Source organism: Anabaena sp. WA102, from assembly GCF_001277295.1.
Taxonomy (GTDB): domain Bacteria; phylum Cyanobacteriota; class Cyanobacteriia; order Cyanobacteriales; family Nostocaceae; genus Dolichospermum; species Dolichospermum heterosporum.
In genome coordinates, this window is record NZ_CP011456.1 from 1,054,762 (window position 1) to 1,067,314 (window position 12,553).

General features: G+C 35.3%; 9 protein-coding genes. All 9 read right to left on the bottom strand.

Annotated features, from left to right (window positions below; all coding sequences use genetic code 11):
* Window positions 1–627: 627 nt before the first annotated feature.
* The 9 genes from AA650_RS04305 to AA650_RS04350 all read right to left on the bottom strand — a co-directional run bounded on the left by AA650_RS04305 (window position 628) and on the right by AA650_RS04350 (window position 12,470).
* Window positions 628–1,803, bottom strand: a complete 1,176-nt coding sequence (locus tag AA650_RS04305) for a glycosyltransferase (protein ID WP_053541183.1) — start codon at window positions 1,801–1,803, stop codon at window positions 628–630.
* Window positions 1,804–2,301: 498 nt separating this feature from the next.
* Complete coding sequence (locus AA650_RS04310; RefSeq protein ID WP_053538098.1) at window positions 2,302–3,171, bottom strand: glycosyltransferase family 2 protein; 870 nt, start codon at window positions 3,169–3,171, stop codon at window positions 2,302–2,304.
* Between the two features lie 337 nt (window positions 3,172–3,508).
* Window positions 3,509–4,882, bottom strand: a complete 1,374-nt coding sequence (locus AA650_RS04315) for an EpsG family protein (RefSeq protein WP_053538099.1) — start codon at window positions 4,880–4,882, stop codon at window positions 3,509–3,511.
* 255 nt (window positions 4,883–5,137) lie between these two features.
* Window positions 5,138–5,902, bottom strand: a complete 765-nt coding sequence (locus tag AA650_RS04320) for an FkbM family methyltransferase (RefSeq protein WP_053538100.1) — start codon at window positions 5,900–5,902, stop codon at window positions 5,138–5,140.
* Between the two features lie 324 nt (window positions 5,903–6,226).
* Window positions 6,227–7,132, bottom strand: a complete 906-nt coding sequence (locus AA650_RS04325) for a hypothetical protein (protein WP_053538101.1) — start codon at window positions 7,130–7,132, stop codon at window positions 6,227–6,229.
* 210 nt (window positions 7,133–7,342) lie between these two features.
* Entirely contained in the window at window positions 7,343–8,881 is a 1,539-nt protein-coding gene (locus AA650_RS04330; RefSeq protein ID WP_053538102.1) for a hypothetical protein, read from the bottom strand.
* A 440-nt stretch (window positions 8,882–9,321) separates the two neighbouring features.
* Complete coding sequence (gene pseI / locus AA650_RS04340) at window positions 9,322–10,377, bottom strand: pseudaminic acid synthase (RefSeq protein WP_053538104.1); 1,056 nt, start codon at window positions 10,375–10,377, stop codon at window positions 9,322–9,324.
* Window positions 10,378–10,459: 82 nt separating this feature from the next.
* A complete protein-coding gene (gene pseH / locus AA650_RS04345) occupies window positions 10,460–11,014 on the bottom strand; it encodes a UDP-4-amino-4,6-dideoxy-N-acetyl-beta-L-altrosamine N-acetyltransferase (RefSeq protein ID WP_053538105.1) in 555 nt (184 codons plus the stop codon).
* A gap of 508 nt (window positions 11,015–11,522) precedes the next feature.
* On the bottom strand, window positions 11,523–12,470 hold the full coding sequence (locus tag AA650_RS04350) for a DUF2887 domain-containing protein (RefSeq protein ID WP_053538106.1): 948 nt from the start codon (window positions 12,468–12,470) through the stop codon (window positions 11,523–11,525).
* Window positions 12,471–12,553: the final 83 nt, after the last annotated feature.

A 12,553-nucleotide genomic window follows, 5' to 3' on the forward strand; every position in this document is an offset into this window, starting at 1 on the left:
AGCAATTTACATTACAGCGATTTTTAGGTAAATAAACCACATTTTAAAGTCTCACGCAATCTCTCTTAGAGATCCCGAAGGGTAGGCGCAAAGTCGCAAAGGAAGAAAGGAATATAAAACAAAAGTGTGGTACAAGTACATTACTAATTTTAATCGGGAAGAAATTCTGGATCAAGTAGATCATCGGCAGAAAACGGACAACTTTCAGGAAAAAGATCAGCAACGCCCTGAATTTTTTATGGTCAGAATCTATTAGTACAGCATGGCGTAAGTAAAGCAACCATTCTTAATAGCTATTCCGGGTTGGGGTAAATAAATTTCATAGTGTTGTTGATCAATCATTGGAAGGGCGCAGGCCCTGCGCCCCTACTTTCTGAATTCGGCGTTGCTGAATCGAGGTATGAAATTTCCAAATTGAACCTTTAAAAATCTTACCTTTGCGTCTTTGCGCCTTTGCGTGAGACTAAAATTCATCCCCTTAATTAGCAACGCCCCTTTTTTCAATAGTCGAGAAACCAGAGCGATCGCTTTTTAAGCTGTACTGCATTTAATGGCGTTGCTGAAACCAAGTATGAATTTGGGTGTAGAGACGTTTCTCATGTAGGGATTCTCGTCTATAAATGTTTATTACCTACCTTGAATGATATTTTCGTAAACAGAGATCATTTTTAATGCTATTTTATCCCATGTATAATTATCTAGTATAAACTGCCGGGATCGATCGCCCATTTCCTTCGATTCTTGAGGATGATCTAAGAAGTTTTCAATTGTAGTAGCAATATCATTAATATTAAGTTCTGTAACATATCCCAGATGTTGTTCCTGGACTATATCACTGAGAGCTACACCAGGGGTAACAATAACAGGAACACCAGCAGCTAGGGATTCTAGAACTGATATACCAAAGTTTTCGGAATAGGAAGTTAGGGCAAATATATCTGCTCCTTGCATTAATAAATCCTTTGTTTCGCCCTTGACAAATCCTGTAAAGTGTGTTCTCTCTTCAATTCCATGAGTTGTGACTAAAGTTTTTATCTCAGTTTCATAATCTGAATCGCCGCTACCTGCGACAATGAATGTGAAGCGGTAATCAGATAACTTACCTAATGCTGGAATTAGGTAATCTAAACCTTTTTTAGGATGTAAGCGGGATAAAAATAAGATAATTGGTTCATCTGCGGGGATGTTCAGGTATTTTTGTAGCTTTTCACGAGCATTAAGAATTCTTTGAGGGGGATAAATACCCAGGGGGAGGACAAAGCTGGAAGAAGTCAAATTTAATGGTGATGCTTCTTTTTGTTCTGAAACGGAGGTAAAATGGGTTGATTGACTGTGATTAAGAAAATATTTTGCTATTAGGTTAATATATAGTTGTTTTTTGAAAGTCTTTTGTTGCAGTGACCATTCACAGAGTTGTCCGTGTCCAGTAATAATATAGGGGACTTTTTGGTGATGTGCGATCGCCATTGCTATAGTCGGAGCATAGGAGAAAATACCATGAATATGTAATAAGTCATAATTACGGATATTTTTCCATAACCAAATAGTAAAATCTCCTGAATAAGAAAATTCTCTAATTGCATTAATAGGAGGAGAAAACCGAGGAAAGAACTGGACAGGAACTTGTTGATAATCTATAAATTTTCCTAAAGGTACATCCAATAAATCCGTTCCATTATCGTTAGTGGTGACAATTTCTGCATCAATATCATTTTTTCTTAAAGCTTTGACCATTTCTAAAATAGCCTGACTCGGACCGCCGCGAACGGCTGCAACAGAGGGAATTATATGGAGAACTTTGATCTTGTCACCTGATTTATTTAAGACTTTTTTAATTTTAGCTTGCATGGATATTCATTAGCCTTCATGTGTAAGTATTCAGCTATAGCACTTGTTTCCAGATCCCTGACTTCTAAGATAGATTTATCCTTTCCGAATACAATCAATCAAAGAAGTCGGGGATCTTAGGACTTTTTTGATTTTAGCTTGCATGGATGTTAATTAGCCTTTATGTTTTTAATTTTTTGCTGACAAGATAACAAATACCTCTTCCTGCTCTTCAAAAACAACGACAGACTCACGCTTAATTAGGGTTTGCTGAATAAAGATAAAACTTTTTATTAATAAGAGTTTTACGAATTTTTATCACAAAAAGGTGATGTGGTATTTAGAGTCTCAAAATCCTTGCATTTTTATTGAAAATTAGAGGACGAATTTGAAAAGACAAATTAAATAGCAAGCGGTCATGTAACCAGAAATATCAGACCAGCAAAAAAGAACTTTTTTTCATGAATAATATACTCAAATAAACTGGGGAAATATTGCCAACACATAAGGTCTTAAAAACCTTAATATCCATAGCCAACCCAAATATTTATAGGAATAAACTAACCATGGTTTGACTGGGAAATTTTTCGGGCTAGTGATAAGCTTGAGCCTTTGTAAAAGGGGTAATGATTTCCAATTTCCTTGATTAAGACCAGAATACAGTTTGTAATCTCCCTCATCTTGCTCACAGCAGCCTACTATATCTTTACAGACGAATATTTTAAATCCGTGCAAGAAACACCGATAGCCATAATCAGAATCACCCATTGCATGAATAAAAATTGGATTAAGATTGCCTACTTTAAATGCAGCAGCTTTGGGAATTAGTACACAGTTTCCATTAAAATAATGGCATTCTAAATCTTCATCTGGCGAGTAAACAATCTGACCTTTGGGTACAAATTTTGAGCCAACTGAGCGATAACCACTATAAATGACCTGGCCATCATGGGGATTGGATAATGGACCAACAACTATACACTCTCTCCCAAAAAGGGAGAAGTTTTTTTGATAAGAGTTCAAAAGTTCTTTTATGGCACTAGGATTCAGAATTACGTCATCATTGAGCCACAGGTAAAAATCATAGCCTGTTTTCATAGCCTGCCCAAAGCCTAAACGCATTCCCCCTGACCAATATAAATTCCCGGAACCTTGAATAATTTTAACTTCAGGGAACTGCCTAGATACTACTTCACTTGTTTGATCTGTACTGCCATCATCTACCAGATAGACAGTAAGATTAACGTCTTGAGTGCTGGATAATGAGGTATATAAGGAACTTAAGCAGTTAAGGGTTTTTTGTCGCCGATTGTAACAGGTCAAAATTGCTGCAACTTCTAACATAAATTTTACTAAAAAGTTTTACCCTGAGCCTACAGATACTAATATCATATTATCAAAATAATGTTAAAAATTGCCATTGAACTGATTATTTTATTTATTTTGCAACAATCAATTACAGCAAATTGTAATCAACCATGCCACAAATAAAAATGGTGAAAACCAGTACCAAACTTCATTCTGCGATTAATTTTTGTGTAAGTATTCAGCTATAGCGCTCGTTCATACCCAGATCCCCGACTTCTTTTATTAATTGTGTCCATAAATGATAAATTGATCACAGAAGTCGGGGATCTTTTTACCTCACCTGAATTCTTACATTTTTGTTGTGGTTTTGATCTCAAACTGCTGTAAGTCCTCTATACAAATATTGGATATAGTCAAACATATTTGCATTAAGAGGATTGCCACTCCATATCTGACTTTGACCTGCAAGAGATCCTGCAACTATACGGTAGGAAAAGTAGAGAACTTTAGTAATAATTGCCATGAACATAATGGACGAAAAAAGGTTTAATTCATGAGTTAGTTTTTTAGAATTAAATACAATGGTGTAAAAGAAACCAGATAACCCGGCTAAGAAATATACCGACCTTCCAAAAGCAGGTAGAAAATAGTAAAACGCAAATAAAGCAACAAGGTTTACTAAAAACATAATAGACCATGAGTAACAATAAACATCTTCATCTTTGAATTTGATCATTAAAAGTGATGTGAGCAAAAAACATATATCAACAATAACTGATTTCCATAGGTCTTTACTGAGTCCTAGTAAATAGTTATATGAATCTTTGTAGCGGTCTATCTTCACAATCAGATATGGAAATATAGCTTGCAAATTACTATTATTTCTAACCAACACTAAAAAAGTAGGTAGTCCGATTATAATAAATATCAAACTTCCATAAAAGAAAAAATTGTTGCGGATTAAATTATTAAAAAATCTTTTTAAGATTCTCATTGTTTTGAACTGAAACTTTACTTGAGTAAAATTATCACTTAAGGGCAGAGCAATCATTGCCGGGGCAATAAATAGAAATAAGCTACTATGGGTAAACATTGCTAATGATAGCAGGATAACTTTTTGCCACAAAGAGAAAGTATAAATGAAAAAAACTAAAAATATGAAACCGTAAAACTGTCTCATTAAAAACATTTGGATAAAATAATTTCCGGAGGTAATATTAAGCAAAATAATTGTAGGATAGTATGATGGCATAAATCTTATAGCAATGAGCATGAATGCTAAATTCATTGTCAAAGCTTGAACTAAAATAAAGGAATATGCATTAGAATTGAACAGCAATTTTATAAAATTTGGGATTATGAATGTCACTGGTTCCATACTCCTAGCAGTCATATACTCAAAAAAAGGCTGATTTCCCAGTCCTTTGTAGATTTCCACATACGCTTCTAAATCACTGATCACCTGATATGTAGATGCAATAATTGTAATTGTAAAGAGTACGAGAAAAAGGGAAAAAGAGTTTAGACTCAAAATATTTTGTTTCGGTTTGTTTGTAGTAACTAACCGAGAAATATGTATTTGCGAAAATAGTAATAAAGGTATTATACCTAGTATTGGCGATAATGTCCAAATACTTAATCCAAATAATAAAATAGAATAGCGAAAATTAGAAAAAAGACTAAATACTTGATGGAAAATATTTGGTTTGTTATAGTTATTCACATCACTTTTCAGAAGAATACTCATGGATTTTTATTAACCTTTGATGTAATTTTTGGTATCAAGTCTATTTATTAGAAAATAACAAATTCATGCTTTATGGGGATAGATTTCATAATTTTATTGTAAGAATTCAGGTGAGGTAAAAAGATCCCCGACTTCTGTGATCAATTTATCATTTATGGACACAATTAATAAAAGAAGTCGGGGATCTGGGTATGAACGAGTGCTATTGAATACTTACCTTTTATTTATTTAGCCAATTGTCATGTTTATTTTCAATTATGTTGGTTCTTCCGTACCTGTTATGCCAAATATGTTTAATCGGAAGAATATGGCATCAATCTGAAGGGTACGACCATCTCGTGGATCTGTAAAACCTTTTTGAATTGCCCAGAGACTAAAACCTTGTGAATTAAGTCGTTCTATCATTTCTAACCATAATCGCTGTCCTTCATAAAGAGGTACAAGGGATAGTTCACATAGTACACCTTGGGCATTGGCGAGTGTTTCCTGAGCACCATCTAAAACCTGCCATTCAAAGCCCTGTGTATCTATTTTGATAAAGTAATTCTCTTTACCACTAAGATAATTGGACGCAATAGAATCCAAACGAGCGATCGCTACTTTATCAGTACTGATATATGCAGATTTTACCGCAGCCGTTGCATGAGCCTCTAACATAGGTAAGACTGAAGAGGATACCGAATTACCTGCGACGTTAATCTCAATTTCTCCGTCAAAATCTCCAATAGCAATTTTGGGGTGAACTTGCCACCAGGAGACTCGATCAGCCTCTTGGTTTAGTTTTTTGTGGGCATCTGAGAGCGGTTCAAAGCTGACGATCCGCCCTTTATAGCCTATGGAGCGTAACTCAGTGGCGAATTGTCCTGTATTAGCACCAATATCAAATACTAAATCTACACTAAATTTCTCCAGACCCTGGCGGAGTTGGAAAAATGGATTTTGACTGGGCGAAAGGCGATGTAGATCAAGTCCTATTGCCTGTATTGATGACTTAACGGTTCTTTTTAAGATTTCTAGCATACTAGTTGTTTAATAGAACGTAATTATCAGAAGTGTTGAATGTTAAGATTTTGAGGATTGTGTCTAAGTTGTGCATTGGTATTGGTGATACCAAATTTGATCAATTAATGACTCTATTCTCAATAGACAATGGATTTTATCTGGGTAAAACGCAAAGATTGTAAAGTTTTATTGCAGGATTCAACACTTGTGCGTAATTATAAACATTTGGATATCCATCAGCCACCAATTTGACAGACCATTTATCAAATTATTCTTACCCTCAACGAGTAGTCATAAGGATATCAGCAGAGAGATCCTCGTGGTTATTGAATAACCTCATACTTATTTCTTTATCATTGATTTGAGTAAAAATTTTAAGTAGGCTAATCTGGAAACGCCAAACCAATTTTTTGAAATAAACTCATCTGCCTCGTAAATAATTTCCACTTGATTTGGATGTTTGAGAGGCCAATTCATTTGTTTTTCTATGAGCTTGGCTAAAATAGGATGGTCTCTTGTAGTATGAGTTGCATCATTCCTATAACCCATATTTTTCACAAGATTTATCGATGGAATTATGGTCAGTCCATGTTCGCGCCAACATGTGTAAATCCATTGATAATCCCAAATATCAGGCGCACCGGAATATACTCTATCAAAATTTCTACTCCAACACCAGCGAAATATTTCTTTGCCAACACCTATACTATAAAGCCATCTAGTTTTTCTAAGGCTTGGCCAATCTAACATCCTAGGATCATATAAGTTCCAAGCCCTTCGCCAGGTTGCCCATCCCCACATTAAAGCAAATCTTGAGAAAAAATAACTAAAGTCTAGTGAGAAATTTCCTTGAATATTAGTTCCTGCAATAGACATAACCCGAGTATCGTCACGATAGCGAACTAACATATCCTCACAAAATTGGAAAAAAGTTAGATCTGGTAAACAATCATCTTCTAAAATAATTGCTTCTTCAACTTGCTCAAAAACCCAACTTATTCCGCTTGATACTCTTTGACCGGATCCTAAATTATGATCAGCATAATTGGTGAGAACCTGACAATCCCAATCTACTTGTTTAATAATATCCTTGGCTCTTTGACATTTTTCGGCTTCTTCTGGGAATCTAGCACCATCAGCAATTACGAATAATTGCTTAGGTTGTGCTTGACGGATAGCATCAAATACAATTTGCGTTAAATCTGGGCGATTGAAAATAATAAAGGCTATTGGTGTTGATAGTGACATATAAGTAATCTAAATTTGCTCTTATTAACAATACCTATGCCAATTTCCCAAATATAGGTCTGAAACCCAATAAACTCGTTACAATATCAATAGGATTTCAAGGTTTTGGCGAAGGTATTGATTAAGATTTAAAATCTTTGTTTGGATTTTAAAATCAGAATAGTACACTGAGGCGTAAGGGAATGAAACATTTTCAAACCTTGTAATCAATCAAATTTTCGGAGCTTTAACTGCCCACGCAATAAGTCTTTCAATGATTTTGAACCAGGTTTTCCATGAAAATAACCCAAGAACCATAATTCTTTTAAACTTGGCAAGTATGCGACTGTAAATCAGCGAATCATTAATAGTTTTACCGTTATGCGATAATGTCATTACAAATATGCTCTCTTGTTGAAAATGTGTGAATTCAATTCCATAAGTGGCCATATAAAAACCATATTTAATTGCATTTTTTTTCCTCTCCTCCTTGACCAACAAAGATAAATCGAATTGTCTGTCTTTGATTATATTGACCAATTCATTGTGAGAGCTTATTGTGGAACATACTTCTAAATCTTCATAGAAAGAAGCACCAACTAGGAATGAATGTTTATGATAAAATGCAGATTCAACTCCCATTGTTGAACCAAATGTAATAATACAATCTGCAATATCCATTAATTCATAAGAATTAATAGTGTCTTCAGCACTTATAATATGAAAGTTTGCATAGCGTCCTTTAAGTTTCGTCAGAGCTTTTGTTTGACTGTTACTTATATTTTTTAGGTTGGGATGCACCCTAAGATAAATATCTATATTTTGATCATTTTTTAGAGATTGAGCCAACCTAAAGAGTTCCTCACTTTGGCTTTTATAAATATGATTTTCCCATCCTGTAATAGCTGCAAATTCGTCTTCTGACGAATTATAAATAACTATATTAGTTTTACTTTTATCTATGAAATTAGGTGCTTTATTCTGATCACTAGTGAAAGAAGACCAGCCTTGATCTTTCCCCATTCTTCTGTCAATAAACCATTGTGAACCTATCCCAAATTTTTCTGCTTCTGGAAGGCTAGAGTTAGTCCATACTGATTCAATTTCTGCTTTATTCCATTCTAGATCATGAGGATATGTATTAGCTGTTAATGAATACTTGCCTGCTACTCCTGCTCTTTCATGAATGTCAAAGCTTGTTGACATCTGTTGCGCTGCTCTCATTGCCGCTCTTAAAGATGCAAGTCTACCATTAAAAATATACATTTTGTCAGGTTTAATTGCTTGAATGTGATTTTTCACAGATAAATATACAATTAATGCTGATTCAATATTTCTTTTAACATAATCTTTGTAATTATTTGGATTGGGATATGGTTCTCTTAAATAGCTAATAAGTGATGATGCTACTGATAGACCTATATCAAAATTTTCTAAAGTTAATAATTTCAGTGTACGAAGATTTTTAAAATATTTAGGAAAATTTTTAATTGTTTGTCTGTCACTGTTGGAAAGATTTACAAAATTTAAAAATTTAACTTTGTTTGATATCTCAAGCAATTGAAATCCTTTATTTCTTCTTTGTATACAACTTTGGCAGGTTGACAGATTATGGTTACTGTTTGGCTCGCATGAAGATAAGTCACCATCACAAGTTAAAAAAGTTACTTCATCTCCTTGGTCAATATGCTGCTTGATAATTTCTAAGTCATTTTCAAAATGAAAAGGCCAAATAGCGTAAGGACTAAAAAAGAGAATTTTTTTGTTCATAGCATTAAAGAGTTAATCGAGTAAAAATCTGGTGATACAGCAGTTTGCGTAGTTAAAGGACGCACTATAGGGAGTATTAAAAAGGTAAAGGAAGGAATAATCACTTCCCCTTTTAATTCTAAGGCACGAATGACCAACTCTAGGGCGATGTGCCTTGAATACCCGGTAAGTAATTGGACAAAAATATTTACAGTCATTGCGAGGGAAGGGAAGCAATCACAACCCTGGCGATTGCTTCATTTCACTTCGTTCCATATGGCTAACGCCACGCAACGCTTACGCAATGACATTGTGTAATTAATTCTGTCTCACTACTTATCATTGCTAAGTAACCATCATCATTGCTTTCGATAACCATAAAAGCTCTGGTTTCATCCTGTTCATCCTTTAATCCTGGGCATCCTGATTCTGACAATTTACCTAACTAGCAACTTACATTATTACATTAACAATTCCCACTTTACTGGTGTTCCCGCTTGAACATCTACTTTGATTTTTTTCCCTAATAAAAGATTGTAGTATTTGGGGGGTAAACCTTGTCCGGGACGAATAGCTCTTAAATTGTCTGGAGTTAGTATATCACCTGATTGCATATTTTGGGCTATGTAAAGACTGCGCCTAAATATTAAAGATTTCTGTTCGGCTGCGGTGACTCCATAGCTAATTTTACCCATAGCTTGCCATGCTCTTTCTGTTTCTATAACTAATTGTTTCATTTCTTGCGGTTCCATGGAAAAAGCCGCATCTACACCACCATCGGCGCGGTTAAGTGTGAAATGTTTCTCGATGACTGTAGCACCTAAAGCTACACTGGCAACAGCTACACCAATTCCCAGGGTATGATCGGATAAGCCAACCTGGATATCATCGAATAAATCTCTGAGGTGGGGAATGGTGAGTAAGTTTGTGTCTTTGGGTGTTGATGGGTAACTGCTGGTACATTTAAGTAAAATTAGGTTTTGACAACCTGCTTGTTTGGCGGTGGTTATTGTTTCATCTAATTCGGCGATCGCTGCCATACCGGTGGAAATGATGATAGGCTTTCCTGTACTGGCAACTTTGCGAATTAGTGGTAAATCGGTGTTTTCAAAGGAGGCTATTTTGTAAAAGGGAACATCTAGGGATTCTAGGAAATCTACTGCGGTGAAGTCAAAGGGTGTGCTAAACCCGATGATACCTAATTCCCGACAGCGATCAAATATTGGTTTATGCCATTCCCAAGGGGTATATGCTTGTTGATAAAGTTCAAATAAAGATTTACCATACCACAAGCTTTTAGGATCGTTAATAAAAAACTCGTCTCGATCTAAGTCGAGGGTCATGGTATCTGCTGTATAAGTTTGGATTTTGAGGGCGTGAACTCCTGTTTTGGCAGCTATTTCGACAATTTCCAAGGCTCTTTCTAAGGATTGGTTATGATTGCCTGACATTTCGGCAATTATAAATGGGGGATGATTGTTACCAATTTTTCTATCTTGAATCTCTATTGTCTTCATGATCACTCTGCTATCTGAGATGAATTACTGATATATTAGTTTACATCGGACTACAAAAGCTACAACATAATTATTAATCACATTATTTATTCCTAAATACGATTTTAGCTATATCATTTTTATTCTGTAACCAATCTTCTTGAAATAAGGCTAAACAAATAACATCTTGATATTCAAGATTCTTATAGATGTGTTTCTTAAAACATCCTTCTTCTTGGAAGGAGAGTCTTTTATGGAGTTTTAAAGATTTATTATTAAAACTTAAAACTTCACTACAAACTTTTCTAATATCAACAATTTCAAAAATATACTCCATACTAATAAAACTTAAAGCACCTCCACTACCTAAAGGAGTTGCAGTTTCGCCCAAATAAAATCCCCAGTAACACTTATTATTATTTTTATCTATATTTGTAAAGTTAACCAACCCAATAGGATGATTTTGAAATTCACAGATTAAATAGTCAACGGTTGGCTCATCTTTTATTTTTTTAAACCAAGTTTGATGTTCTTCAAGACTGATAATATGATCTGTATACATATTAGCTCTGACTCTCTCTGAATTACGCCAACTTAATACCATTTCCAAATCAGATTCTTGTAAAGGTCTTAGTTGATAATCTTCACGTTTAGCCATATTAAATAATCCCTTTGATTATATTTCCTGATTTAATACTTCTGCCCAAATCATCTAAGAGGTGAACGCAGATAAACGCAGATGAACGCGGATAATTTTTGTCAGAATCAGGATATCCAGGATTTGAGGATGTACAGGATGTAATTGCTTATTTGTTTGTTGGTGGTTAATGTTGTAATTGTCTTAATCAGAATAAACAAAATAATCCCCAAATTTCCACCAACAATTATTAAATAACATCCTGTAAATCCTTTAATCCTGGTTATCCTGATTCTGACAAAAAAACTCTAGATGTACAGGATGTAATTGCTCATTTGTTTGTTGGTTAATGTTGTAATTGTCTTAATCAGAATTTTTCAACCACCCTCTAGCGTAATGATTGTGAATTCAATTGAGTTGTTCCATGTATATAGCAACCATATTTGATTTGCAGACCGTGAGGGTTTCAGATCCCCGACTTCTCGAAGAAGTCGGGGATCTCTGTATCGTTAAGGCAGATACTTATAAATTAACTTAATTTAGTATATTTTTGTAGCCAGTCATCCAAATCATCAATACCCTGAAAATCTAACAGCGCTTCTCCTAATGACTCCAACTGTGATACAGGAAAACTCTTGATTTGTGAACATTGGCTCTCTGGTAATTCCCCCAGTCGTCGTCTTAGTTGACGAATAACTAAATTAGCCTCACCTTCCTGAAGACCCTTTTGGCGACCTTCCTGAAGACCTTCCTGAAGACCCTTTTGGCGACCTTCCTGAAGACCTTCCTGAAGACCTTCCTGAAGACCCTTTTGGCGACCTTCCTGAAGACCTTCGACAATAATCTCTTGGTAAAAACGGGATTGGGTAATATCCACAGTCTCTAACTCTAGCATATTCATAATGACTTCCTTGGTTAACTCAGGGAACTTATTAGCCAGTATAGTCTCGATTAAACTCAATCGCCTTTGAAACTCGCCTGTTGTGTCGGCTTCCTGCAATAGCTTTCTACCAATTACGGCACTTTTGTCTTTTTCTGTCACCAACAACTGTAAGAGCATCAAATTCGGGGTTAGTTCTTGCTGGTCCCGCAGATCACTCAAATATAGCTGAGTTACCCGTCTTTCCAATAATTCTGTGTAGGGAACTTCCCAGCCTAATCCTTGACTGCGATCGCGTAAAATCAACAGTCCCCGCCAGTCTTGTTTAACTGTATATTGATTAATATAGACAAACAATTGGGAAAAATACCGTCCATAGAATCCTGCGTCGGACTGCATTTGTGCCTCAGCAAACACCATCGGTATCATCGGGTTATTTGATACTGGCGTAAAGACTCCATCCAGTCGAAACTCTTTCTCCTTAACAACAGGAGCATTATAAATGAACTCCCAGTTTTCTTCAATTCCTGGCATCAACTCTGCCAGCATCCCTGGTTGCGACAAAAATAATTCGTAAAACCATTTATCGGTTTTCATAGTAATTATATTTAACACGACTTAATTATTTGATGCTCTGGGTGGGGGTAAAGCAAGAACATATATGTTTTGCGATCGCTAGT

What these genes read in the sequence shown, in the direction of transcription:
- pseI (WP_053538104.1), bottom strand. Translation starts at nt 10,377, where the DNA reads ATGAAGACAATAGAGATTCAAGATAGAAAAATTGGTAACAATCATCCC.
- AA650_RS04315 (WP_053538099.1), bottom strand. Translation starts at nt 4,882, where the DNA reads ATGAGTATTCTTCTGAAAAGTGATGTGAATAACTATAACAAACCAAAT.
- AA650_RS04325 (WP_053538101.1), bottom strand. Translation starts at nt 7,132, where the DNA reads ATGTCACTATCAACACCAATAGCCTTTATTATTTTCAATCGCCCAGAT.
- AA650_RS04350 (WP_053538106.1), bottom strand. Translation starts at nt 12,470, where the DNA reads ATGAAAACCGATAAATGGTTTTACGAATTATTTTTGTCGCAACCAGGG.
- pseH (WP_053538105.1), bottom strand. Translation starts at nt 11,014, where the DNA reads ATGGCTAAACGTGAAGATTATCAACTAAGACCTTTACAAGAATCTGAT.
- AA650_RS04310 (WP_053538098.1), bottom strand. Translation starts at nt 3,171, where the DNA reads ATGTTAGAAGTTGCAGCAATTTTGACCTGTTACAATCGGCGACAAAAA.
- AA650_RS04330 (WP_053538102.1), bottom strand. Translation starts at nt 8,881, where the DNA reads ATGAACAAAAAAATTCTCTTTTTTAGTCCTTACGCTATTTGGCCTTTT.
- AA650_RS04320 (WP_053538100.1), bottom strand. Translation starts at nt 5,902, where the DNA reads ATGCTAGAAATCTTAAAAAGAACCGTTAAGTCATCAATACAGGCAATA.